Genomic DNA, 26,343 nt, shown 5'->3' with positions numbered 1-26,343 from the left:
CTTACAATTCTAAATACGTTATGGAAATCAATCTCAGGGCTTTCTCCGCCCTTATGCTTTCTGGCAGTACTTTTCTGGCTTCCTGTAACAACAATGCAACCCCCAGACAGGAAGCGAATGAAAGCCTGCATGATTCTGCTGTTGTCGCATCTACAGTGGCCCGCAACTATGGTCAGGCTGATGGTCAGGAAGTATTGCAGTACACCCTGAAAAACGCTGCTGGTATGGAGGTGAAGATCCTCAACTATGGCGGTATTATTACCGATATCATCACTCCTGACAAGCAAGGACAGAAAGGCAATGTGGTACTCTCCTATGAATCGCTGGCCGGCTACCAGCAGAAAGGACAGCCTTATTTTGGCGCACTGATCGGACGTTACGCTAACCGTATCGCCAATGCAAAGTTCAAGGTGGATGGTAAGGATTACTCACTGGCGGCCAATAACAACGGCAATGCACTGCATGGGGGTATCAAAGGTTTCGATAAAGTAGTATGGTCGGCCACGCAGGAAGGAGACAGTATCCTGCAATTATCATACACCAGTAAAGACGGAGAAGAAGGTTATCCGGGCAACCTGAAGGTTACCGTGATATATACGCTCACGCCGGATAATGCGCTCAGAATTGACTACAAAGCTACCACCGATAAACCAACACCGGTGAATCTTACTAACCATTCTTATTTCAACTTATCGGCAGGCAAAGAAAAGGATGTTCTCCAGCACGAGCTGTCGCTGAAAGCCAGCCGCTTCACGCCTGTCAATGATAAACTTATTCCTGACGGTAGCCTGCAGCCGGTAAAAGGTACCCCTATGGACTTTACTTCACCTAAGAAAATAGGCGTTGATATCGACAAAGTGAAAGGTGGCTTTGATCATAACTGGGTGCCCGACAAAGAAGGAAATGCATCGGAGCAGGTAGCTACCTTATATGATCCTGCCAGTGGCCGTTTCATGGAGGTGTTTACAACAGAGCCGGGCATACAGTTCTATTCAGGCAACTTCCTGGATGGTACGTTAACAAATACACGCAATGGTCAGAAATACGTGCAGCATGCCGGCCTTTGCCTGGAAACACAGCATTTTCCAGACTCTCCCAATGAACCGTCATTTCCTAACGTAGTACTCAAGCCAGGGGAGACGTATACGCAGACAACGGTGTATAAGTTCTCTACAAAGTGAGACTGTGATTTATGTGATTATATTGATGCCGATGATGAACGAAGATATGAGCGAACGGCCCATTTAGATTAATTCTAAATGGGCCGTTCGCTTTTAAGCATTTTTATTTTTCACTATTGTCTTTTCCATGATCTTCGTTCATCATCAGCATCAATATAATCACATAAATCATAGTTCAGACATTATCCGCTCAATAATCAGGATTTTGTTTCAATACGCCTTTACTTTTGTCTATTTCCTGTTGTGGTAGCGGGAAGTAGTAGTGTTTAGGTTTGATAAAAGTTCTTGCTGCGCCGCCTTTGGTTATTATTTGTCCGTCATAGGTGAGTTTGGGTTGTTTGTTAATGGCTGTAATATCTATGAGGCCGGCTTTGTCCCAGCGGAGCAGATCCTGTTGTCTTTCATTTTCTCCGCATAGTTCCACTCTTCTTTCATGCATCAGCACTTTCATGCCGGCCCCGTTTACCGGGGGAAGTGTTGCGGATGCGCGTTTGCGGATGGCCTGTATTTCTGCATCACCGGCTCCTGCACCATTGAGGCGGATTTTGGCTTCCGCTACCAGCAGGTAAATATCTGCAGAACGCATAAGCGGTGTTTTCAGGGAATAGTTCAATCCGCCGCCGGGTTTCCAGCTGCAGAACTTTCTGTAATGAAAGCCCGTCCAGGAGAGATCTGCTGTGTAGGTGGCGATTTCAGTGCCTATATCGATCTTATCACCTGGCTTCATGATGCAGATGTCTTTGCGCGGGTCGCCGGACTCAAACTCATCCACCAGGCTTTTAGTAGGGTAGAAGAAGCTCCAGCCGTTCCATTTGCGGGGAGCATGGTAGGTGATGAAATCTGAATAGCCGTTGCCGTCTACAGTTTGTACGGCGAGGAGCATTTCGCTGTTGTTACCGGTAGCTACGCTGAAGTTATCCTGGTAGTTTGGTGCTAATGCATAGTTAGGGTTGCTTATTACCTTGTTGCCGTATTCAATTGCTTTGTCCAGTTTCTTCCATTCCATATAGAGTTTGCAGAGCAGGCCCCAGGCGGTACCTTTACTTACACGGCCTTTGTCGGCGTTGCTATATGATTCAGGCAGCAGATCTGCAGCGGCGATCAGGTCTGATTCTATCTGCTGCCGTACCTGGTCTGCACCTACTTTCGGCTTGTTGTAGATGGATTTCTGTACATCGTCCTCTGTGATCAGCGGTACATCTCCATAGATCAGCAGCAGGCGCCAGTAGGCGAATGCGCGGAAGAAACGGGCTTCTCCCAGGCAACGGTTTTTAATGGCGGGGTCGATGTCTGTGATCTTTGGGATATAGATCAGGGCTGTATTGGCGCGATTGATGGTTTCATATTTCCACCTCCAGCCAACGCGCACGGAGTAGGAAGATGCATCGTAGGTGAATGCTTCTATTGCATCGTCGTAGTCGTGGTCGCCGCCGCGCACCTGATCATCAGAGCAGTTGTCGAACACAAATTCGTTGAACCCGGTGTAATCTTCTTCCAGCAATACATTATAGATACCGGTGATGCCGTCAAGTGCATCGTTCTGGTTGCGCCAGTAGTTGCCGGTGGTGTAGTTACCCTGCGGCTTCACGTCCAGTACGTTTTTGCAGGAAATAGAGAATAAGGCTGCGCACAGGGCGGATATGATGATATGTCTGAATGTCTGCATGATACAATTATTTAGTTTCCGTCAGGATTAAAAATTGAGTGTTGCGCCGAAAGTGAAGCTCCTGGCCTGCGGATAAGCGGCTACATCCACACCACGTTGTTTGTTGCCATCTACATCATTGTATCCCAGTTGCGGAGTGAGGCCGGTGTAGCGGGTGAGCATGAAGAGATTTTGTGCGGCAGCATATACGCGGACATCGGAGATGCCACTGCGGCCCCAGACCTTTGCAGGGATGGTATACCCGAGCGAGATATTGCGGAGCGAGAAGTAGTCGCCGCTTTCTACGAAACGGTCGGAGGTGCGGTTGTTCTGATTGGCATTTGCGAGCGTCATGCGTGGTACGTTGTTACTGGTACCCTGGCCGTGCCAGCGGTTCAGCGCCTCTGCATACATATTGAAGGGCGCATTACCGTCCATACCCTGCATTCTGTCTGCGTTATACAGCTTCACACCGGCTACGCCTGCAAAGGAAAGATTGAGGTCAAAGCCTTTGTAAGCTGCGCCTGCCTGTATGCCGTATACCATTTTCGGATTGGGATTTCCGAGGTTTACGCGGTCGAGATCATTGACGATGCCGTCGCCGTTGGTATCAACGAAGCGCACATCACCTGGCTGTATCTTGGTTTTGAGCGGATCATTTTTAATGTTGGGATCATTGTTGATCTCTTCCTGCGTCTGATAGATGCCGTTTGTTTTCCATCCGTAGAAGGATGCGAGCGGTTGTCCTTCGTAGGTACGGGATATTTCCTGCTGCTGTCTTCCATAGAGAGACGCGGAGATGTAGCTGTCGGCTTCATACAGCTTGGTGACGGTGTTTTTGATGAAGGAAGCGTTGGCGCCGATGTTATAGCGGAAGCGTTCATTGCCGCCCTGGTAGTTCAGTTCTATTTCCCATCCTTTGTTGTTGAGCTGACCAATATTCCGGTCGGGAATGGCGGATGTGCCATGAAGGTCCATTTCCGGGGCTGGTACCAGCATGTCCCGTGTATTTTTATTGAACCAGGTGATGGTGGCATTCAGTTTATTATCGAAGAAGCCTGCTTCCATGCTGAGGTTGGTCATTTCCGCCTTTTCCCAGGTGATGGCAGGGTTGGAGAGTCTGGAATTCCAGATACCGGTATAGGGGCTTTCACCGAAGTTATAGCGGCGGTCTTTGCTTACGAGTGCGAGGTACTGGAAGTCGGTTACGTTTTGATTACCGAGCTGGCCCCAGCCGCCGGTGAGTTTCAGGTTGCTCACGAATTTCACATTGTCTTTAAAGAAGCGTTCGTCTGAGACTCTCCATCCGAGCGAGAATGCAGGGAAATACCCCCAGCGTTTGCCGGGTGCGAACCTGGAAGAACCATCTGCGCGGAAGGTAACTGTCAGGAGGTATTTATCTTTAAATCCATAGAAGCCTCTTACGAAGCCGGATGCAATGGCGCTTTGCGGCTTGAAGTTACCGGTTGCATCGTGAATGGTGTTACCATTGTCGGGTACGCGTTGATCGGGTGATTCGTCATTGAAGCCCCAGCGGTCGGCTCTGAAGAAGTAGCCTTTCCATTCCTGCTGCGAATAACCGCCGGTGATGGTGAAGCGATGTACCTGTGCAAATACTTTGTTGTAGGTCAGAAATATTTCAGAGAGTTGTGAGCCATTGGTTTCGCTGCGGTTCCATAGTTCGGCGTGATCGCGTGTGCGGGTCTGGTCCAGCACTTTGGGCGCCCAGTTGTATTGATTGATGATGTTGCCGTCATAGCCGTAGGTGGCGCGGAGTGTGAGTCCGTTGGTGATTTCCAGTTCGCCGTAAACGTTGGCGAGCAGGCGGTAGTTTTTGATCCAGCCGTCTGTTGTTTGTGCAATGAATACGGGGTTGTTGATATCGCCCAGTTCATTACTTGCTTTGGAGGAGCCGTAGCTGCCGTCGGGATTGAATACCGGTATGGCAGGATTAAAGCGGAGGGCGCTGAAGATAAGACCGGTTTGCGAAGAGTAGGTATCGAAGCCTTCCTGCTGCCGGTAGGTGAGCTGGAGATTTTCACCGATTTTCAAACGTTTGCCTAGTTTATGCTCAGAATTGATGCGGGCTGTGTAACGTTTGAAGTAGGTGTTTTCGATGATGCCTTTTTCATCGTAGTAGCCGGTGCTGATCATGTAGTTGGATGTGTTGTTGCCACCGCGGAGGCTTGCGTCAGCATTGGTTACCTGGCCGCTGCGGAGCAATGCCCGCTGCCAGTCGGTACGTTGTTGGGAGTAGTAAGGATCAAGCCATATAGGTTCCACAGGTACACCGTCGCTAGTGTAGCGTTCCTGTTTCAGTTTGGCGAGGTCCGGAGCGGTGAGGAGTGGAATGTAGCGGATGGTGTTGGAAACGCCTTTATAGACATTGACGGAGGCTTTCAGTTTTTCGCCGTAGTTGCCTTTGCGGGTGGTGATGATAATAACGCCGTTGGCTGCGCGGGTTCCGTAGATGGCGGAGGAGGAGGCGTCTTTCAGTACTTCCATTGAGGCGATGTCGTTTGGATTAACATCACTGAGATTACCGGCAGGCACGCCGTCGATGATGATAAGCGGGGAGGCGTCGTTGATGGTGCCGGTACCACGTATACGGATACTGGGTTCTTTACCGGGACTACCATCGGAACGAACGATGTCTACCCCGCTGACGCGGCCTTGCATGGCTTGTGCGGCATCGCTTACGGGCAGGTTCTTAATATCGGCTCCTTTCAGGGTGGAGATGGTGCCGGTTACATCGCGGCGGCTCTGGGTACCATAGCCTATTACGACTACTTCCCCCAGTCCTTTGGTAGCGGATTGCAAGGCTACGTTGATAACGGCCTGCGTACTGATGCTGATGGACTGCGACTGGTAGCCGATGAAGGAAAAGGTGAGTGTGCGGGCGGTAGCGGGCAGTTGCAGGGTGTAGCTGCCTTTTGCGTCGGTGGTAGCGCCGCTGCCTGTGCCGGGTACAGTGATGTTCACGCCGGGAAGGGGAGCGCCATCTTCCGCACCGGTCACTTTACCACTGATGCTTCGCTGCGCTGTGGCTGCACCTGCCATGCACAGACATGTTAACAGAAAACATAGTTTTCTCAGGAAGAAATGTTTCATAAGAGTGTGAATGAGTGTTTATGACGATAGATTGATAAATGCGATGATTGCTGAATCGATTTTGTGTGAAGCTAAAGGTTTCCTATCCGGCGCCAGATCACGTGGTTGTCAAATGTGGATGAAGCAGGGCATAGTGACGTCTGTAAATGTAGAGATATGGTACTGTATAAAAATCATGAACGTATTAATAATACATTAACTATTAGAATCTGTGCGTTTTTAGTTATGTTGTTCCAGCTGATCGAACTGCATGAGGTAGCTCCGGGGTGACTTGCCGGTGATACCTTTGAATACGCGGTTAAAGTTGGCGATGCTGTTGAATCCGCAGTTGTAGGCGATAGTGGCGATGCTGTCGAAAGACCCGTCGGCGAGCTGTTTGCAGGCTTCGTTGATGCGCACTTCATTCAGAAACGACACAAAGGTAAGCCGCGTATGTTTCTTGAAGTACCTGCAGAACGCCTGCGGGGTCATGTGCGCTTCCCTGGCGATATCTTCCAGGCTTATGTCTTTATCGAAATGCTGCATAATATAGTTGTAGATATACGCGATGCGTATACCTTCCTGCTCATTGGCGACAGACAGTCTGGAGCCAGAGATCAGGGGCTGCGGCTCACGGATGGTGCTGAATAGCTGCAGCAATCCGGTGAACGACTGGAACCTGGAAATGCCCTGCAGCTCGTGAACCTCCTGCATCTGCGAGGCTACTTCAGCTGCTGCTGTTTCGGGCACTTTAAACCCGCCGCTGTATTGTGTTATAAAAGACTTTATCTTCTTAAACTCAGGCAGCTCCAGCAAAGGAGCCAGCTTGCCATCCGGGTTGAAAAATAACGTCAATGCCTCTACGCCTTTTTTACCGCTCCCCATTTCACTTTTGAATACATGCGGTTGGTTGCTGCCAATCCAGAAAATATCATTTGGCCTGAATGTGTGCATATTGTTGTCTGCGATCAGGGTGCCATGACCCTGTTGAACCCAGGTGAGCTGTATTTCTTCGTGCCGGTGCAAGTGAGGGTAAAAGAAAGGCATAACATCTTTCTGCGTGATAACAGTTTTATCATGCGCTACGGGAATTGTGAACTGCAAAACTTTCATGTGGTGGAACCTACTAAACTTGTTATGAATGTATTCTTTTTATTGGGATAGGTCATCTGTTAATTTGTGAATAACATATTTATTTACCCATGCCGGAATGTCATCGTAATGACCAATGATTTCTTTACCGTCAACAATTTCAGCTATTAGTCTGTATTCTTCAAAAGAATTATCGAAAATAAAACAACGATGACAATATTGGATCATTTGAGGAAGCAATGCAAGGGTACGCTCATATCTCTCTTTAATCTTATCCGGATGTACCGGATGCCCACCTAAAATAACCCTGCCAGCAACTCGTGCTATGTTTATTTCTACATCTTCTGTCGCTATAAAATATAAGTAGTTGACAAATCCCTTTTCTTTTGCCTTTCTAAATAAGTCCAATTTGGAAGGGTGGGACATTACTGTCTCGAAGGAAAAAGAAATACCATTATCTATTAAAAGATTGCGAATAAACGCTGAAATAATTGCTGCTTCATAAGAGTGAGTCGTGTCGCTGGTTTTAATTATATTATCGGAGAATGTGAGGTCTATATTATAACCGTCTTGCAAGGCTTTTTTGTAGAGGGTAGAGCTATTGATAAAATCGGAAAACGTCTTATTATCCGTTTCAATATAGTAATCACTGAGATTTATAAATTTTTTCTCTCTACAGGTTCTTTCAATATCGTCGGCATTAATATATGGTCGTGTAGAAACTATCTTTTCGATTTCCTTAATGATGGTACTTTTGCCAGAACCATTTGGCCCGGCAAAAACGCGCATTCGTTTAACGATTGGTTTTTTTAACATGTAATACAGTACCTTTCTTGAAGTCTCTTGTTTTTATGTCACTCGTTAGTATTTGTTTGACTTTGACAATAGTATCATCAGGCATTTTGCGAACGACCCAGCCGTCCCGAAGAAAAGTGATGGGGATACCCATTGCCTTGTTCTCATTAATAGCATTGAATGCAGCCCGCCTGCCAGCTTCCTTGAGAAGAGACCTATCTGTTTGTTCTTCAGGGATTAATAAGTCTTGTAATGTATATTTTGCTTGTTCTCCATGAAAAGCTTTTAACGCCCTGAGATGTTTCCCTTTTTTTCGCCAGGGTTTTGATTTGTTATTCATTTCCAATGATTGATATAATCTACAAATTACAAAATATTTGCCAGATACATGACATAATATGTCATATTAGCAATAGAGGCCGGTGCTCAAACTTGTAAATTTTCCTCCTACTGCATCGCATATACTACAATATTCACCCCGAATTTCGTATTGTCTTCCGCAAGAAACCGTTTGTTCCTGAAATCATAATCCCATTCGCAGCCGTAGTCTTTGTTGCTGTACAACACTCCTATGCGGTTATTGATTTCAATTGCTTTGAGGTAGTCATGGACCAGGTCATCGCCCCATCCGTTCAGTTCGAACGATGTATTAGGAGGGCCTTTTTCAAAGTTGAAGAAAGAATGATAGATGGCATGGGTGGAGGGTATCTTTTTCAGTGCGCCCGCTCCGAACAGTTGTGTCATCTGCGTTTCAAAGGACCGTGCGAAGAGCCCGTCTATATCATGATTGCAATCATCTACAAAAACGAATCCTCCGCGCAGTACGTATTGTTTGAAGTTGGCCGCTTCCTGTGCATCGAACTGTACCAGCTTATGACCGCTCAGATAGCAGAACGGGTACTGGAATATTTCTGTGCTGCTCAGATCTATCACTTTCTCCTGCGGTGCTACCGCTATTGTTGTATATTCAATCAGAGAGTTGAGGATATTGGAAGGCATCCGCTGATCCGTATCCCAGTCGCCCGACCTGTACCTTAACCTTACAAATGTAAACATGACTATGATTCGTGTGTTTTTTTTGATTGTCCTGATATACGAAGATAGCTTTTGATTTGATTGATTGCTGATGAATAAAGTTTGATGATCGCGTAATTTATGGTGTTGGGTGGTTTGCTGTTGATGAAATAAATATCTATCTTATCACGCAATTATTTCAACTATATTACCCAATATAATCATCTTACATGATAACATAATCATCTGTCATAGCCAGAGATCGCAGCATAAATAAAATTACCATCCGTCGATATCATCTTTGTTTATCAGAAGAATCAACAAAATCACACAAATTATTGTCTCATGATTGAGAAGCTGCCACGCCTGAAGCAGGAAATAAGAAAAGTTATTGTAGGACAGGAAGCGGTGCTGGATGAAGTACTGGTAGCCATGCTGGCGGGCGGTCACTGTCTGCTCGAAGGCGTACCGGGGCTTGCCAAAACGCTGATGGTACGTACGCTTGCGCAGGCGCTGCATTTGTCGTTCCGCCGTATACAGTTCACCCCCGATCTGATGCCTACTGATATTATAGGTACAGAAGTGCTGGAGGAAGATCATGCTACCGGCAAACGTTTTTTCAAATTCAATAAAGGCCCGTTGTTCGCCAATATTATCCTGGCTGATGAGATCAACCGCACGCCACCCAAGACGCAATCCGCGTTGCTGGAGGCTATGCAGGAATTTGAAGTGACCTATGCCGGGCAAACGTATCCGTTGGACCGGCCTTTTTTCATTCTTGCCACGCAAAACCCGATTGAGCAATCCGGTACCTATCCTTTGCCGGAAGCACAGCTGGACCGCTTTCTGCTCTATGTGAAAATCGGGTATCCGTCGGAACAGGAGGAAACTGCTATCCTGGCAGGCACCACAGGCACCGGTAAGGCGCATGTGCAACCAGTGCTGGATGCAAACGATATACAAGAACTGCAGCGACTCGTTCGGGAGGTGAGTATCAGTGATGAGCTGGTGAATTACGTGAGCCGTCTGGTGCGGGCTACGCGTCCTGATACTACCACCAGCGATTATGTAAAAGAGTGGGTGAGATGGGGAGCCGGCCCGAGAGCGGGACAGGCGCTTATTCTCACTGCGAAAGCCCATGCTTTGTTGCAGGGCCGCTACGCCGTTACTATGCCAGATATAGCCGCCATGGCTTATCCCGTACTCCGCCATCGCATTCTCATGAACTTCAGGGCAGAAGCGGAAGGGGTGCTGCCGGATAAAGTTACCGCCACTTTACTGCAGACAATAGAACGTACTGCCACCCGCTTATCCTGATTTTATGAGCAACCTGCTGAAGCCCGAAATATTACTTGCTGTAAAAGACTTGCCGCTGGCTGCTAAAACGGCGGTGGATGGCTTTATGGCTGGCATGCATGCCGCAAAGGTGAAGGGGGCGGGGCTGGAATTCAGCCAATACCGCAGCTATCAGCCTGGTGATGATCTCCGCTGGCTCGACTGGAAAATGTATGCACGCTCCGACCGGTATTACATCCGTGAATCGGAGATGGAGACCAGCATAGAGATCAGCTTTCTTCTCGATGCCAGCAATTCCATGCGGCATACGGAGAACGGTATCATGAAGATGGATTACGCGCGTTACCTCATTGCTTCGCTGGGTTATCTTTCCCATCTGCAGGGCGATGCTACCGGGCTGGCTGTACTGCATCAGGGAGCGCTGTTTGCAATGGCTGCGCGCCGGGAAGCGCAACACATGGCACGCTTTTATTATCAGCTGGAAAAGATACAGCCGGGAGGTGTGTTCACCGCACCCATGCATTACCGGGATCTGTTCTCCGGTCCGCATAAAAGAAAGCTGATTGTGTTCGTGACAGATTATTATGAGCAGGAGGGAGAGATCACGACACTGCTGGAAACGCTGGTAGCACTGGGCCATGAGGTGATGGTGTTACATTTACTGGGCCGCCGGGAACTGAATGGCGACTACAGCGGCTACGATGCAGTGGAAGACCTGGAAACCGGCAGGCAGGTGGAACTGAGCAGGCATACTAACCCTGAGGAGTATACGAAAAGACTGGAACAATATATGGAGCAGATACGTATCAGGCTATTACAGAAAGGGATGTACTATCGCCGCCTGATATTGCAGGAGCCTATGGATGCCGCTCTGCGGGATCTGCTGAACCAACGTAACAAAATGAAGCGATAATACTTTGCTGCAACTACTGCAACCCATATGGCTGTTCATGACAGCCGGGATCGTGATCCCGGTGTTTATACATTTGTGGCAACGCAGGCCAGGGAAGATCCTGAAGATAGGCAGCGTGCAACTGATCACAGCTGACTCGCTGCGTCATGCACGGAGCCGCCGGATCTCTGACTGGTGGCTGTTGTTGCTGCGATGCCTGCTGGTATTGCTCTTAGCACTGTTGTTGTCGGAGCCGGTATGGAAGAAAACACTCAATGCCCGTAATACCAGAGGATGGGTACTGCTGGAACCTGATGTGTATCCTGCTTTCCGGGTGCAGGTGGATTCCCTGCTACAGGCAGGATATGAGCTGCATGCTTTTGATACTACGTTCCGGAAGGCAGACCTTGGAACCTTGCCTGCTGCGGGCTCACTGCCGTACTGGATGCTGTTGCGTAATCTCCCGCAGCGGGTGCCCGCCGGAGTGCCGGTGTATCTTTTTACATCCAATCGCCTGCAACGTTTACAGTACTTCAGGCCGTCTCTTTCGCTGGATCTCCACTGGTATGCAGCTGTGACGACAGATTCAGTTAGTAACTGGAATGCCTGTACGTATAGGACAACCAATGACAGCTTCCGCATTATCGGTGGTCACAGTACACCGGAGGGGACATCTTTCCACTACCACGACACCATGATGCTGGCAGATACAGCTGTATTACATTGCACTATTTACACGGATAAATATCCGGAAGACGCATACTACCTGCGGGCGGCCTTACAGGCGGTACAGCAATACACCGGCCGGAAGATGGTACTGACATATGTCCGCGGTACCGGGCAATTGCCCGCGCAACAAGACTGGCTCTGGTGGCTCTCCGAACAACCATTGCCATCACATGTGAGCGCTGCACGTAAAGTTATATATGCATCCGGTAAACCGGTGGAAGGGAACACGGTGATCAGTGGAACAGACATCGTAATATACAGGCGGATTCCGGCGGCCGATACCTCCGGCGCAATATGGAAAGACGCCTTTGGTAATACATTGCTCTCTGATACGCTCTATACGCATCTGCACCCTGCCTGGACGGCGCTTGTATGGGACGGGCGCTTCCCGCAATTATTGCTGGAGTTGCTGTTTCCCGCGGCAAAAACATACCGGGAAGACAGACGAATGGCAGATCCGCAACAGCTGCAACCCCGGTTAGCAGCGGGCGCCAGTGTTCGCGTAGTGCAGGAAACACATCCCCTGCAACAGATATGCTGGGTATTGCTGTTGCTGGTATTTTGTCTGGAGCGTTTCTTTTCATTTAAACAAACCCAGGCGACTATTTATGAGTAACAGCAACTACTATACGAAAATTGACGGCATCCGCAGACAGTGGATGCGCCGCCAGTTGTATAGCTGCCTGTTACTGTCTGCCGCCGCAGCCTTCACCGGATCAATATTTGGTATATGGGGGGCGCTTGCAGGTTTTGTAGTGGCATTGCCGTTGCTGCTGATCTTCGTATATCCGTGGAAGTTGGAGAACGGAGAAATAGCCAGGTATCTTGATCAGACTTTCCCTGAGCTGGAAGACAGTACTTCCCTGTTATTGCGTAACCCGGAGAGTGCCCCGCAGCTGGAAAGAATGCAGGTGCAGAAAGTAGCTGCCGCCCTGGAGACAGTGGTGTTGCCACCACGCTTTTACCGGCCGTTGCGCCGCGCCTTGCTCATCGCCAGCGTATCGCTGCTGGCGGGTATTGCAGGGCACTTCCTGGTAAAGCGTCATTATCTTCCGGATCATATCGCGTTCACATCTTCTGCCATCAAAAAAGAAAAAATACTTCCCGGCATCCGGCAGGTGAATATCTTCATACAACCTCCTGCATATACAGGGAAATCCCGGCGCTCACAATCTTCCTTTAATATCACTGCCGAAGACAGCTCCCGCCTGCATTGGGAACTGCATACCAATACTGCTGTAAGCTCTCTTTCATTGATATTCAACGACAGCACACAACTGCCTCTGAAGCCTGAAAAAGACAGCACTGTTTGGACCGCCGGGCGCCTTGTGCAAAAGTCCGGATTCTACCAGGTTATGCTGAATGGTGAACTGTCGGACCTCTATCAGTTGCAGTTGCTCCCCGATCAGCCGCCGGTGGTACATATCAGCGCACCCAAACCATATACGGTGATAGAATTTGGTCAATCTGCCAGGATAAATATACAGGCTTCTGCTACTGACGACTATGGCATTAGCGATGCCTTTATTACCGCTACCATTGCCAGCGGCAGTGGGGAGGCAGTACGTTTTAAAGAACAGCAGCTCCGCTTTGGAAGCAGTTTCCAGGGCCATCTGCCGGCTTATCAGCTGAGCAGGCAAATCAACCTGACTGAGATGGGCATGAAACCGGGTGATGAATTGTATTTTCATATAGCCGTTACCGATACCCGTCATCAGCAGACCCGCTCAGATGTATACATTATTACGTTGCCGGATACTGCTCAGCTTTTCAGCCTGGATGGGATGGTCAATGGCGTGAACTTCAAGCCGGAATACTTCCGCAGTCAACGCCAGATCATCATCGATGCAGAGCAACTATTGAAAGAGAAAGACAGTCTTTCAAAAGAAAAATTCAATACCAGAAGTAACGACCTGGGTACTGATCAGAAGTTGCTGCGGCTTCGCTATGGCAAATTCCTGGGGGAAGAATCTGAAACGAATATCGGAGACCCGCGTGCAGCCGGTGATCACGATGACCATGATCATGACCACCATGATCACCACGGTAAAGAGCATACGGAGAATGACCCGAAAGACTTTGGTAACGCAGAGAAAATTCTGGATGGATTCACGCACAAGCATGACAATGCGGAGGATGCTACCTTCTTTGATCCTGCCATCAAGCAGCAGCTGAAGGCCACCCTTACTGAAATGTGGAAGTCGGAGTTGCAGCTGCGTCTTTACAAGCCGCAGGAAGCCTTGCCATTTGCATACAAGGCGCTGCGGCTATTGAAAGATCTGCAACAGCAATCCCGTTCATACGTGGCTAAGACAGGGGCGAAAACAACACCGCTGAAGCCGGAGAAGCGCCTTACCGGAGAGCTGGACAAGATCTCTCCCGCAATGAAGAAAGAACAGGTAACAGTGAAGGACGAAACCGCTATTGTTCGTATAGCCTTGTCCGTATTGGAGTCATGGAAAGATAATCATCAAAGCAATGGCGCGGACACGCTGGCAGCAGCCATGCAGGTATTGTCGCAGCAGGCTGCTACTGCACCTGCCGCCTATTTGCCGGCGTTGGAGGCGTTGCGCCGTATCCGGCAGAGGCATTTTACGATAAAGGATATTACGTTGGCACAGAAGGGACTGCGCAGGATATTATCTGCCCCGTCACAAAACCCGCAACGATCTGCTGATATACCAGGTTCGGATCTGCAACGGCGTTATTTCCGCAACCTTAAAACAGGCCATACGCCATGACAATCTGGACTTCTATTATATGGCTGGTTTGCCTGTTGCTGCTCATCGTATTACTGGTAGCGGAGGCTCGTCGTACCCGTAAGCGCTGGCTGGCGGCTCGTCTGCTGGCCACTACGGTGACACTGGTTTGTCTGGCGATGCTCATTTCGCCGGTATTTCTTCCGCAAAAAAAATCTTCCGCTATATCATCGCTTACGACTGTCAAACCATTTGTCAGGAAAGGGATCATTGCCTGTAACTGGCCATTGCAGCTACCCGCAGGCAGAGAGTGGCGTATACAGGGCACTTATCATAATGACCTGCAGCAACCCGTAACGTTGCGTATCAGTGGTTTCGATACAGATATGGACTCGGTTGTGGTGCCTGGTGGCCAACAATTGCCGTTTACCCTGAAAACCGTTCCAGTGCATCAGGGGAGGGCATTGTACCGTATCGTTGCCCTGCGTGGTACTGATACGCTGGAGCAACAGCCGTTACCTGTTGAAGTACAGCCGCTAACGCCAATGGCTATACTCTTTTTATCATCTTCACCGGACTTTGACAATCGTTTCCTTGCCGACTGGCTGGTGCAGCAGGGGGATGCAGTGGCTATGCGCACGCTTGTGTCGAGGGATAAGTATGCCACACGGTTCTCTGGTATGGAGCAGCAGCCACTGGAGAAGCTGACACCCGCCGTGCTTGAAAAATTTGATGTGGTTATCGCCAACGCTTCCGCGGTGCCGGCAGAGGTACGCCGTTATGCAGCAGAAGCAGGGTTGGGATTAATTATAAAGAATGACACTGTCAGCGCGCATATACAGCCTCAGACTTTATTCCTCCATGGTTACCGCTTGCCGCAGTTGCAGACTGATCCGGCTGCGCCGTTGCCGGTTGCTGCTGATGCGCTGCCGCTGCTGAAGGACAGCCTTGGCCGCATTTACAGCACAGTGACCTTATCAGGGCAGGGGAAGATCGTGCACACAAAAGTATCTAATACCTACAGCTGGCAACTGGAAGGCCGGCAGGAGGCTTATCAACGTTATTGGTCCACTATGCTGGAGATGGCCGCCGGGAGGAAAAAAGCAGATGGATTTACACTTTCAATACTACCCAGGATAGATGAAGAGACGGAGGTGTTGCTTGAAACGTCAGGTCAGCCGGAGGTACGGGCAGGTAGTTCGGTGTTGTATATGCAGCAACATCCTTTCCTGCCATCCGTATGGATGGGGAGATACTGGCCGCAACGCGCGGGATGGCAGCAGCTATTAGCTTCCCGGGTAAGCCGCTGGATCTATGTATTTGGAAAAGATGACTGGAAAAATTTATCGTCATTGCCGGATAAAGCCTTTGCTGTGCCGGCGGGAGAATTGACAGGTACTGCCAATGCACCTTTATCGCCCTGGTGGTACATCGTACCATTATTGTTATCCCTTGCCTTTTTATGGTGGGAACAGAAAATATGACAAGCGGCATAAAAAAGTAAGAAAAAAAATTTAGTTTAGGCGAGATGTCAGTTGCGGGAAGTTAGCAACCAGTAGTTGACTTAATCGCTGAACCACTTTTTAACAACCAATCTAAACCGGAGGAACTTCAATTGAAACGTAAAGATTTTATCCAGCTTTCCGCAATGGGACTGGGTGCGCTCGTCATGCCGAACCTCTCTGCGTTCGCTAATACTGTTGATCCATCGCGTTTTCTGAATGATGGTATCGATGTAAAACTGAAGAAACAACTTGCCGATGTGGCATTGAATGTAGCGAAGTCCAAAGGGGCTACGTATGCGGATGTGCGTATCGGGAGGTATCTCAACCAGTTTATTGTTACCCGCGAGAACCGCGTGCAGAACATTGCCAACACGGAATCATTCGGAGTGGGTATCCGTGTGATCGCTAATGGCTGCTGGGGATTTGCAGCTACCAACGGGGTTACCAGGGAAGATGTTGCCAAAGCTGCAGAAAGAGCAGTGGCTGTGGCGAAGGCCAATTCCAGGGTCATTGCTGAACCGGTACGGCTTGCTCCGCAACAGGGTTACGGTGAGGTGTCCTGGAAAACGCCTGTACAACAGAATACTTTTGCTATTCCCGTAAAAGACAAGGTAGATCTGTTGTTGTCGGTAAATGATGTAGCGCTCAAAGGCGGCGCCAATTTCGTGAATTCCATTCTGATGGCTATCAATGAACAAAAGTATTTTGCTTCAACAGATGGTTCTTATATCGATCAGGATATTCACCGGCTTTATCCCATGTTCAACGTCACTAAAACAGACCGTACAACCGGCAAGTTTGAAACGCGTAAATCGCTCAGCTCTCCGGTAGGTATGGGATATGAATATCTTACGCCTTCGGCGGAACATAAGGTGCCTGGTATTGTTACGCGGTATAAAGACCGTTATGACATGCTGGAAGACATAAAGAATGCTACCGCAGATGTGGACCAGAAACTGAAGGCCAGGTCAGTAGAGCCGGGTAAGTATGATCTGATTCTGGACCCGTCGCATCTCTGGCTCACCATTCACGAGTCGGTGGCGCATCCTACAGAACTGGACCGTGTGCTGGGTTACGAAGCCAACTATGCCGGTACCAGTTTCCTTACATTGGATAAATGGAAATCGAAGAAATTCCAGTTTGGCAGCAAGCTGGTGAATGTGGTGGCAGATAAGCTGCAGCCAGGTTCGCTGGGCGCTGTAGGATACGATGATGAAGGCGTGAAATGTGGCCAGTGGGATCTGATCAAAGACGGCGTGCTTGTTAATTACCAGGCCATACGCGACCAGGCGCATATCATCGGGCTGGATCACTCACAGGGATGCTGCTATGCACAAAGCTGGGCGGATGTACAGTTCCAACGTATGCCCAACGTATCGCTGCAACCCGGGAAAGAAAAGTTAAGCGTGGATGATATGATTAAGAACGTGGAGAAAGGGATCTATATCATTGGTGACGGATCTTTCTCTATTGATCAGCAGCGTTACAACTTCCAGTTCGGCGGTCAGACCTTCTATGAAATAAAGAACGGTAAGATAACAGGTATGCTCAAAGATGTGGCTTACCAGGCTAATACGCAGGAGTTCTGGAACAGCTGTGCCGCCATTGCAGATAGGAGCGATTACCGCCTCGGCGGCGCCTTCAATGATGGCAAGGGACAGCCGGGCCAGTCGAACGCCGTATCGCATGGCAGTTCCACCACCCGCTTCAATGGTGTAAACGTAATTAACACAGCAAGAAAAATCTGATCTTACTAACATGGCTATACTAAAAAAAGAAGAAGCGAAAGCATTATTACAGAAAGTGCTTTCCTGGTCAAAAGCAGATGAGTGCGAGGTGCTGCTGAGAGGCACAGAAGGCGGGAATATCCGCTATGCACGTAATGCGATCTCTACTGCCGGCGATATCAGCAATATCACGCTTACTGTTACCTCTTCCTTTGGTAAGAGATCCGGTACAGCTTCCATCAATGAGTTGAACGACAAAGCCCTGCAAAGAGTAGTGCAGCGCGCGGAGGAGCTGGCGAGGCTGGCTCCGGAGAACCCTGAATATATGCCGCTCCGTGGCCCCGCTGAATTCAGGGATGGCATCACTTATGTACCTGCAACGGCAGCCATCACGCCTGAACAGCGTGCTGATGCTGTGGCAAAGAGTATACAGGTGGCTAAGGATGCTAAACTGGAAGCAGCAGGATTTATTGAGAACACCACCAGCTTCAATGCGATGATGAACTCGAAAGGACTGTATGCTTACGATACAGATACTGATGTGATATTCACCATCACAACGCGCAACAGCGAAGGTACCGGCTCCGGCTTTGCTGCACGTGGTTTCAATGACGTGAGCAAACTGGATACCTTCGAGGCCACAAAGATTGCCGCCTCCAAAGCCAATAACTCCGCAAGTGCACGGGCAATAGAACCAGGTAAGTATACGGTGATTCTGGAGCCGGTGGCCGCTACGTACATGCTGGAAAACATGTTCCGCGGCTTTGACGCCAGGAATGCCGACGAGGGGCGTAGCTTTATGAGCAAACCGGGTGGGGGCAACCGTCTTGGCGAACAACTCATGGATTCCAAAGTAACCATCTATTCAGATCCTTTCCATCCTGATCTGCCTGCTGGCACCTGGAGCAGGGAAGGGTTTCCGCTGGAAAAGACTACCTGGGTGGATAAAGGTGTCATTAAAAATCTTTCCTACTCACAGTACTGGGCCAAGAGCAAAGGTGTACAGCCTGTACCTATGCCCTCTAATATGATCATGGAAGGCGGCACCGCCACACTGGATGAACTGATCAAAAGCACGGAGAAAGGCATCCTGATTTCCCGCCTGTGGTATATCAGGCTGGTGGACGCCCAGACGTTACTGTTGACAGGACTTACCAGGGATGGAACTTTTTATATTGAAAACGGAGAGATCAAATACCCCGTGAAAAATTTCCGTTTCAATGAAAGCCCTGTAATTATGCTGAATAACGTGGAAGCGCTGGGTAAACCTGAAAGAAGTGTCAGCGTTGAATCCTATCGCAGCTACCTGATCCCGCCGATGAAGATCAGGGACTTTACGTTCACATCATTGTCTGATGCGGTTTAATTATTTATTATTTTATTATTTGGGGATTTTTTTATTTGATTTTGGAATTTTTAAATGCAGCGAATATTTATACTTGTTGATTAAAATATAGCAAAACACAATCTTTGCTGCATTTAAAAATTCCAAAATTCACATAATCCCCAAATTCCAAAATCAAATAAAAAAATAGCCACATAAAAAAATATCCCATCTTCCTCCTCATTATTCTAAATGTTTGCTCCCATGAAAAGAAGACAATTCCTGCGGTACACAGGATTGGGCGTTGGCGCCGGCCTGCTGGCACAGTTACCCCTGATAGGGAAGGCGATCCCTATTGAAACACCCTGGTATACGATCGATGTTGCCAGGAAGAAGGAACTGGCGGACGTAGCCCTGAATGCAGCAAAATCTAAAGGTGCAACGTACACGGATGTACGAATTGGCCGTTATCTCAATCAGTATGTCATCACCCGCGAAGACAAAGTTGAAAACCTGATCAACACAGAGTCATATGGGATCGGTATCCGTGTAATTGCCAACGGCAGCTGGGGCTTTGCAGCCACAGACCAGATGGACAAAGACAGTATTGCCAAAACTGCTGAACTGGCTGTTATCATTGCCAAGGAGAATTCACGCCTGCTGACCACCCCGGTGGAACTCGCCCCACAGAAAGGCTACGGTGAAGTGAGCTGGAAAGCGCCCATTACCAAAAATGCTTTTGAAGTGCCGGTAAAAGAAAAGGCAGACCTGCTGCTCGCTGTAAATGATGCCGCCCTGAAAGGCGGCGCTGATTATGTAGGTTCTTATATGTTCCTCGTCAATGAACAGAAGTATTTTGCCAGCTCCGACGGATCGTATATTGATCAGGATATACACCGTATCTGGCCTACTTTCAATATTACAAAAATTGACAAGGCAACCGGTAAGTTTGAAACACGTAATGCGCTCAGTGCGCCCCGCGGCCTTGGATATGAATACCTGCAACCCCGTGACTCCGATAAGATCAAAGGCATAACTACGTTATATCGTGACCGTTATGACATGATCGAAGACGCCCGTCAGGGTGCGTCACAGGTGGCTGAGAAGATGAAAGCAAAATCCGTGGAGCCGGGTAAATATGACCTGGTACTCGATCCATCGCACTTGTGGCTGACCATTCATGAATCCGTAGGTCACCCGACGGAACTGGACCGCGTGCTGGGTTATGAAGCCAACTTCGCGGGAACCAGTTTCCTGACCCTCGATAAATGGCAATCGAAAAACTTCAAGTTTGGCAGTCCCCTTGTGAACATCGTGGCCGATAAGACGCAACCAGGTTCGCTGGGCGCTGTAGGCTATGATGATGAAGGCGTAGCCACACAGCGCTGGGACCTGATCAAAGACGGCGTGCTTGTCAACTACCAGGCTATCCGCGACCAGGCGCATATCATTGGCCTCAACCAATCACAGGGATGCTGTTATTCCCAGAGCTGGGCGGATGTTCAGTTTCAGCGTATGCCCAATGTATCGCTGCAACCAGGAGCCGGTACATTATCTCCGCATGACCTGATCAAAAATGTAGAGAGAGGTATCTATATCGTCGGCGACGGTTCTTTCTCTATAGATCAGCAGCGTTATAACTTCCAGTTTGGAGGGCAACTTTTCTATGAAATAAAGAACGGACAGATAACAGGGATGCTCAAAGATGTAGCTTACCAGAGCAATACACAGGAGTTCTGGAATTCCTGCAAGGCTATTGCAGATAAGAGCGATTACCGCCTTGGTGGTTCCTTCTTCGATGGAAAAGGACAGCCGGAGCAGGTTAGCGCCGTATCACACGGTTCGGCTACCGCCCGTTTCAATGGAGTAAATGTTATTAATACAGCCAGAAAAATTTGATATATGCCGATACTTAACAAAGATGAAGCGCAGGCATTATTGAAAAAGGTGCTTGCCTATTCAAAAGCAGATGAGTGCGAAGTGGTCATTTTTGGTCAGCGTAGTGGCAATATACGCTATGCCCGTAATGCCGTTTCTACCAGCGGCGCTAACAACAACAGTACCCTCGTGGTTTCCTCCGCCTATGGTAAAAAACTTGGTACAGCCACTATCAACGAATATGACGACGTTTCACTGGAGAAAGTGGTAAGACGCTCCGAAGAACTCGCGAAGCTGGCGCCCGAAAACCCTGAATACGTGCCTTTCCTAGGCCCTCAGCAATACGGTCAGCCTTCCGGTAGTTATGTAGAGAGTACTGCCGCTATCGATCCTAAATTCCGTACAGACCAGGTGGCCAGAAGCCTTTCCATCACCAAAGAGAATAAACTGATAGCAGCCGGCTTCCTGGAAAACAGGGCCGCTTTCTCTGCAATGATGAACAGTCATGGCCTCTTTGCCTACAGTACTTCTTCCGATGTCCGCTTCAGCGTTACACTCCGCACCGAAGACGGCACCGGATCCGGATATGCTTCCAGCGGATACAACGATGTGTCAAAGTTTGATATTGGCCGCGCCACACAAAAGGCTGCGCAGAAAGCCAGTGGTTCTAAAGGAGCCCGTGCTATCGAACCCGGCAAATACACCGTTATCCTCGAACCTGCGGCATCTATCGTGCTGATAGAAAATATCATCAATGGTCTTGATGCCCGTAGTGCAGAAGAAGGCCGCAGCTTCCTCAGCGCACCCGATGGTAAAACCAAAGTGGGGCAGAAGCTGATGGACGACAGGGTGACGATCTATTCAGATCCCTGGCATCCTGAACTGCCTACCAGCTTTTATAACGGTGACGGAAGGCCGCAGGAGAAGATCAACTGGGTAGAGAAAGGGGTTGTTAAAAACATGTATTATTCCCGCTACTGGGCACAGAAAGATAAAGTGAAAGCGGTTCCCTCTCCTGATGCATTTATCATGGAAGGTGGCACCACCTCTCTTGAAGATATGATCAAAGGGACAGAGAAAGGTATCCTGGTAACGAGGCTCTGGTACATCCGTGAAGTGGATCCTCAGACGCTGCTCTTTACGGGGCTTACCCGCGACGGAACTTTCTATATTGAGAATGGAGTCATCAAGTTCCCGGTGAAAAACTTCCGCTTTAATGAAAGCCCGGTCATCATGCTGAATAACGTGGAAGCGTTAGGGATACCCGAACGCACTGTCAGCGGCGAATCCAATGTGAATGCATTGATCCCGCCCATGAAGATCCGTGACTTTACTTTCACATCGCTCTCAGACGCGATTTGATGTAGTTGTTTTTTTATGTTGTTATTTAGGTATTTAAATGCTGCGAAGATGGTATTATAGAAATAACAAATATCGATCTCCCCAGCATTTAAATAACTAAATAGCTAAATAACAACATAAAAAAATAACTACATCACCTCCGCCTCCTCTTCCTCCGACTTATATCTTACCCTGTAGTAGAGATAATAGTAAGCCAGCGCCAGTAACCCGGTGACGAATGGTATCAATGCAAGATGCTTGAAAGTGATATCGCCTGCTATCACTTTCATATCAAAATGAAAAAATTCGCTGATCATCCAGTACGAGTTAGCGGAGATCCATACGGTAATGGCCAGATTATGGCACAGCTCCGACATGAACTTCCTCGTGCGCCAGGCGATCACTATTGAAATGATCAATGTAGGAAAGATCATAGCCACTCCCAGCGGCTTCCATATCATACACCAGCTGATATCTTTCAGCAACCAGAAAACGATATGAAGGTTCTCCATTTTCCGGTAAGCCAGCGGAATGCTGTAAACTGGTGATGATTGGTCGTTTTTGCTCATGCTGCAAATAATTTTGATTGATAAGGTCACAAAATTATAAAATCAACGATAATACTGCGGATGAATTTAGATATAGAATAATGTTTAATTTCGTTGCCATGAATGATTTTTACTGGACCTGGCAGGACACCCGCTTTCATGGTATTAACTGGATCCCGGACAATTTCGGCCGGGTAATGGTGATCGTTCATGGAATCGGAGAAGATGTAAGCCGCTATGATCATGTAGCGAAATTCTTCACTGACAGGGGCTTTGCCGTAACCGGTATTGATCATTACGGGCATGGCAGGAGCGATGGTAAAAGAGGTGCTTCCCGCGGCTTCGGATATGTGTTTGATTACCTGCAGGCCTTTCTGCAACATGTAAAGGATTTGTACGGAAAGCCGGTGGTCATGTATGGTCACAGTATGGGAGGCGGCGTGCTGACAGGCTTCCTGTTGCAAAGAACACCCGTCATACTGGCTGCGGTGATCTCCGCGCCGGCGCTCATAGTAGCCAAACGCCCTGGTGCTTTTCTCCGTGGTGTGCTGAACATATTGACTGCTATAATGCCCAACCTGCGTATCAACCAGGGGCTCGATATCAATAAGATCTCCCATGATAAGGATGCTGTAGAAGCATTCCGCCGTAACCCGCTGCGGCATGATAAACTCAGTCTGCGCCTGGCCAACGACATGATCCGGAACGGACGCTGGTGCCTGGAACATGCAGACCAACTGAAGATACCTTCGCTGCTGATACATGGTAATGCAGATGAATTTACGGCTGTGGAAGGCTCCCGTTTGTTTGCTGAAAGGGCGCCCGCCCAATTTCTCACCTACAGGGAATGGGAGGGTAGTTATCATGAGATGCACAACGAAACCAACAAAGAAGAAGTGCTGGCTTTTATAGCCGCGTGGCTGGATAATGTGAAGTGATAGATGTATCGCACAGCCCATATTTATTTTAGCATACAAAACCTATGGCAATCAGAAAAAGAAAGGAAACCACTGATCTTACCGTTAATCCAGGTTCAGACGTGATTTTAACCATTACTATCGGCAATGCTCAGATCGGCGCCAGCATCGTACGTTTTGATAAAGATGAAACCGTGCTTGCAAAAGGAGATATCAGCAATCTGCATCTCGGCAAAGCGGAAGAGCTGGCAGGCAAAACACTGAAGGTCACTACCAACATTCTGGATGCCAACAGTCTCACAAATGGTATCGTGGCTACCTATGGCTTCGGTTCCTGCATCCCCGCTGTTGTCACATTTAAAGACGAAGTGAAAACAGACGGCGATATTATTTCTTTCATACTGGATTTTAATTTCAGATAAACCATGAAAAAACCAGCGATCCTGCTGATGCTGCTTCTCGCGGCATCCGGACATATCTTTGCACAGAAAGCCTTACCCAAAAAGGATTCACTGAAAATCAGCGATATGACACTGCCCACTGCACCCGGCTTTATTCTTGCTGATAAAGCACCTGCAGCTATCGATAAGCCTGTCAACCCGAAAGCATTTGGTATCAGTCTGATTAATCTGTGGCAGGGTGGCGCTGTGGACGTAACGCCCTACTGGCTTACCAATAAACCCCGGCTTACTTTTGAGAAATATATCAACAACAGGTTCCCGGTTTTACAGACATTTAACATCTCAGCTGCCACCTTCAGAACAGATACCAGCACCAGTCTTTCTGCAGGTTTCAGAACACAGGTATTTAAGCTCTATTACCGCAGGAACCGGGAAGCGATGTTAAAGAAGAAACAGGAAATCGCCGACCTCCTGGCCGTAGAAGATCCGGATAAACTGGACACTGCCGCCATCGCACAAAAGAATGCGGAGCTGCGTGCTATGTTTGATATACAGCGTAACAGAGGACTTGTCATCGTAGAGCTGGCAGGCGCCATCGCCGGCAACGCGCCTAACAATACCTACAGAAATATGTATGCATCCCGCTCAGGTATCTGGACTAATATCCGCTGGGCGCCCGATAAATTTCCGCTCGACTTCATTGCACTGGGCCGTTACACCTGGAGTAACAGCAAGCCGAAAGATAGCACACTGCTTGATTTTGGGGTATCAGTCAACTACCAGAAAGGACGTTTTGATCTTTCTGCAGAATACGTAAATCGTCACCAGCTGCAAAAGGCTGTTAACTATGACCGTCTGGCCTTTGTTGCGAACTTCATGATCAGTGAAAGCTTCTATGCGGTGGCTGCATTCGGGAAGAACTTTGATAAGAAAGATAACATCATGGCCATCTTTGGGGTGAAATTCGCACTGAGTAAAGAACGAGTGACACTGTGATTATTTTTTGATGTTGTTATGTAGATATTTTTTTTGGAACAAAATATCTACATAACAACATCAAAAAATAATCATGGTCAAGGGTTGGTTGACCACAGTCCAGCGGACTTCAGCGTTACACGCTTATTCAATTTTAATTGAGCGACTATAAATTCTGCGAGATCTTCAGGCTGTAATACTTTTTCAGGATTACCGTCTGTAAGATTCAGATCTCTGGCCATATCAGTCGCAATGGTACTGGGTGTTAGCGCACTTACACGGATATTGTGTTTACGCATTTCCAGCATCAATGATTCTGTAAGGCCAAGCAAACCGAATTTGGAAGCGCTGTATGCGGAAGTGAGCGGTGCACCGCGTTGTCCTGCTGTAGAGGAGATATTGACGATGTCACCTGATTTCCTTTCTATCATGCCGGGTATTACCGCGCGGGTAACGTAATATACGCCCAGCAGGTTTACCTGAATGATCTGTTCCCATTGTGCGGGCGTGAGTTCCAGAAAGCCGCCGAAAGCAGCAATGCCTGCGTTGTTGATGAGTATATCGATAGCGCCGAGTTCTTTGGTGAGTTGTGCTACAGCAGTGTCCACTTCCTTCATGGAGGCTACATCAGCAACGGCATAGGCTGCCTTTACACCCGTTTTGTTCACTTCTCCGGCCACTGCCTTCAATGATTCTTCACTGCGACCTATCAGTGCAATGTCGGCTCCTTCCAGCGCCAACGCTACTGCCCGCCCGATACCTTTACCACCACCGGTAACAAGTACCTTTTTCCCTTTCAATGATTCCATATCTGTCAGTTTTATCAGCCCCAAAAGTACTACACTCCTGATATATCTCCCCTGATCTTCTTCCTGAAATATAAAAACATAATATGTGATCAGACAAAATCAACTTCAAAGAATCCAAAATCATATTATCTTCCCACACAATTAAAATCAAAATAATCGCAATGATCATTATCAATAATGAAAAACTCACTGTCGCTATAGCAGAGAAAGGAGCGGAGCTGCAATCCATCAGCCGCAGGGATAACGACCTGGAATATCTCTGGAGTGGCGATCCCGCCTTCTGGGGAAAGAAAAGCCCGGTGCTGTTCCCGGTAGTAGGCGGACTGAAAGATAATACCTATCAATATAACGTACACAACTATACGCTGGGGCGTCATGGTTTTGCAAGGGATCAGGTGTTTACAGTGGCGTCAAAAGGTGAAGACCAGGTTACATTTATGCTGACAGACAGCGAGGCGACATTACAGGTGTATCCTTTCCGCTTC

The 26,343-nt window shown here is 48.4% G+C and carries 22 protein-coding genes; 14 read left to right on the top strand and 8 right to left on the bottom strand.

All coding sequences use genetic code 11. The features are described 5' to 3' along the window. The coding region (locus VM802_RS07755) for an aldose epimerase family protein (protein WP_325529255.1) at window positions 1-1,181 on the top strand (1,181 nt) is incomplete at its 5' end. A gap of 190 nt (window positions 1,182-1,371) precedes the next feature. Here the strand turns inward: VM802_RS07755 and VM802_RS07750 are convergent. The 6 genes from VM802_RS07750 to VM802_RS07725 all read right to left on the bottom strand — a co-directional run bounded on the left by VM802_RS07750 (window position 1,372) and on the right by VM802_RS07725 (window position 8,859). Next, on the bottom strand, window positions 1,372-2,847 hold the full coding sequence (locus tag VM802_RS07750) for a RagB/SusD family nutrient uptake outer membrane protein (protein ID WP_325529254.1): 1,476 nt from the start codon (window positions 2,845-2,847) through the stop codon (window positions 1,372-1,374). A 27-nt stretch (window positions 2,848-2,874) separates the two neighbouring features. Beyond that, window positions 2,875-5,886, bottom strand: a complete 3,012-nt coding sequence (locus VM802_RS07745) for a SusC/RagA family TonB-linked outer membrane protein (RefSeq protein ID WP_325529253.1) — start codon at window positions 5,884-5,886, stop codon at window positions 2,875-2,877. A 270-nt stretch (window positions 5,887-6,156) separates the two neighbouring features. Beyond that, window positions 6,157-7,029: an AraC family transcriptional regulator gene (locus VM802_RS07740; protein WP_325529252.1), complete on the bottom strand. Its 873-nt coding sequence runs from the start codon at window positions 7,027-7,029 to the stop codon at window positions 6,157-6,159. A 39-nt stretch (window positions 7,030-7,068) separates the two neighbouring features. Further along, a complete protein-coding gene (locus tag VM802_RS07735) occupies window positions 7,069-7,824 on the bottom strand; it encodes an ATPase (RefSeq protein ID WP_325529251.1) in 756 nt (251 codons plus the stop codon). Further along, window positions 7,802-8,143, bottom strand: a complete 342-nt coding sequence (locus VM802_RS07730; protein WP_325529250.1) for a hypothetical protein — start codon at window positions 8,141-8,143, stop codon at window positions 7,802-7,804. The genes VM802_RS07735 and VM802_RS07730 overlap by 23 nt, the downstream gene beginning before the upstream one ends. Window positions 8,144-8,250: 107 nt before the next feature. Further along, the gene (locus tag VM802_RS07725) at window positions 8,251-8,859 is read right to left on the bottom strand and encodes a DUF4159 domain-containing protein (RefSeq protein ID WP_325529249.1); all 609 of its coding nucleotides are present in this window, start codon (window positions 8,857-8,859) and stop codon (window positions 8,251-8,253) included. Between the two features lie 303 nt (window positions 8,860-9,162). On the opposite strand from VM802_RS07725, the gene VM802_RS07720 reads away from it, so the two are divergent. The 9 genes from VM802_RS07720 (at window position 9,163) to VM802_RS07680 (ending at window position 22,229) form a co-directional block, all read left to right on the top strand. Further along, window positions 9,163-10,134, top strand: a complete 972-nt coding sequence (locus tag VM802_RS07720; RefSeq protein WP_325529248.1) for an AAA family ATPase — start codon at window positions 9,163-9,165, stop codon at window positions 10,132-10,134. A 4-nt stretch (window positions 10,135-10,138) separates the two neighbouring features. Continuing rightward, complete coding sequence (locus VM802_RS07715) at window positions 10,139-11,026, top strand: DUF58 domain-containing protein (protein ID WP_325529247.1); 888 nt, start codon at window positions 10,139-10,141, stop codon at window positions 11,024-11,026. Between the two features lie 4 nt (window positions 11,027-11,030). After that, complete coding sequence (locus VM802_RS07710) at window positions 11,031-12,350, top strand: N-terminal double-transmembrane domain-containing protein (RefSeq protein WP_325529246.1); 1,320 nt, start codon at window positions 11,031-11,033, stop codon at window positions 12,348-12,350. Further along, window positions 12,343-14,475 (top strand): hypothetical protein, encoded by a 2,133-nt coding sequence (locus VM802_RS07705; RefSeq protein WP_325529245.1) that lies wholly within the window; start codon window positions 12,343-12,345, stop codon window positions 14,473-14,475. The genes VM802_RS07710 and VM802_RS07705 overlap by 8 nt, the downstream gene beginning before the upstream one ends. Next, on the top strand, window positions 14,472-15,917 hold the full coding sequence (locus VM802_RS07700) for a hypothetical protein (RefSeq protein WP_325529244.1): 1,446 nt from the start codon (window positions 14,472-14,474) through the stop codon (window positions 15,915-15,917). The genes VM802_RS07705 and VM802_RS07700 overlap by 4 nt, the downstream gene beginning before the upstream one ends. A 131-nt stretch (window positions 15,918-16,048) precedes the next feature. Next, entirely contained in the window at window positions 16,049-17,686 is a 1,638-nt protein-coding gene (locus VM802_RS07695; RefSeq protein WP_325529243.1) for a TldD/PmbA family protein, read from the top strand. A gap of 10 nt (window positions 17,687-17,696) precedes the next feature. Then, window positions 17,697-19,031: a TldD/PmbA family protein gene (locus VM802_RS07690; protein ID WP_325529242.1), complete on the top strand. Its 1,335-nt coding sequence runs from the start codon at window positions 17,697-17,699 to the stop codon at window positions 19,029-19,031. 222 nt (window positions 19,032-19,253) lie between these two features. After that, complete coding sequence (locus tag VM802_RS07685) at window positions 19,254-20,888, top strand: TldD/PmbA family protein (protein WP_325529241.1); 1,635 nt, start codon at window positions 19,254-19,256, stop codon at window positions 20,886-20,888. Window positions 20,889-20,891: 3 nt separating this feature from the next. Continuing rightward, a complete protein-coding gene (locus tag VM802_RS07680; RefSeq protein WP_325529240.1) occupies window positions 20,892-22,229 on the top strand; it encodes a TldD/PmbA family protein in 1,338 nt (445 codons plus the stop codon). A 128-nt stretch (window positions 22,230-22,357) separates the two neighbouring features. On the opposite strand, the gene VM802_RS07675 is transcribed toward VM802_RS07680, so the two are convergent. Next, complete coding sequence (locus VM802_RS07675) at window positions 22,358-22,777, bottom strand: hypothetical protein (RefSeq protein ID WP_325529239.1); 420 nt, start codon at window positions 22,775-22,777, stop codon at window positions 22,358-22,360. Between the two features lie 98 nt (window positions 22,778-22,875). On the opposite strand from VM802_RS07675, the gene VM802_RS07670 reads away from it, so the two are divergent. The 3 genes from VM802_RS07670 to VM802_RS07660 are packed head-to-tail and all read left to right on the top strand — an operon-like array spanning window position 22,876 to window position 25,070. Beyond that, the gene (locus tag VM802_RS07670; protein WP_325529238.1) at window positions 22,876-23,694 is read left to right on the top strand and encodes an alpha/beta hydrolase; all 819 of its coding nucleotides are present in this window, start codon (window positions 22,876-22,878) and stop codon (window positions 23,692-23,694) included. 44 nt (window positions 23,695-23,738) lie between these two features. After that, window positions 23,739-24,095 carry a hypothetical protein gene (locus VM802_RS07665; protein WP_325529237.1) on the top strand — a complete coding sequence of 119 codons (357 nt, stop codon included), beginning with the start codon at window positions 23,739-23,741 and terminating at the stop codon, window positions 24,093-24,095. A gap of 3 nt (window positions 24,096-24,098) precedes the next feature. Next, window positions 24,099-25,070 carry a hypothetical protein gene (locus tag VM802_RS07660; RefSeq protein ID WP_325529236.1) on the top strand — a complete coding sequence of 324 codons (972 nt, stop codon included), beginning with the start codon at window positions 24,099-24,101 and terminating at the stop codon, window positions 25,068-25,070. A gap of 77 nt (window positions 25,071-25,147) precedes the next feature. Here VM802_RS07660 and VM802_RS07655 read toward each other — a convergent pair whose 3' ends face one another. Then, window positions 25,148-25,858 (bottom strand): 3-ketoacyl-ACP reductase, encoded by a 711-nt coding sequence (locus VM802_RS07655; RefSeq protein WP_325529235.1) that lies wholly within the window; start codon window positions 25,856-25,858, stop codon window positions 25,148-25,150. A gap of 161 nt (window positions 25,859-26,019) precedes the next feature. On the opposite strand from VM802_RS07655, the gene VM802_RS07650 reads away from it, so the two are divergent. Next, window positions 26,020-26,343 (top strand): aldose epimerase family protein (locus tag VM802_RS07650; protein ID WP_524537092.1); only part of this gene is annotated, 324 nt, incomplete at its 3' end.

This window comes from Chitinophaga sp., assembly GCF_035538455.1.
GTDB lineage: Bacteria > Bacteroidota > Bacteroidia > Chitinophagales > Chitinophagaceae > Chitinophaga.
Note: the sequence above shows the minus strand (reverse complement) of the source record. Positions and strands in the feature narration are given on the sequence as shown.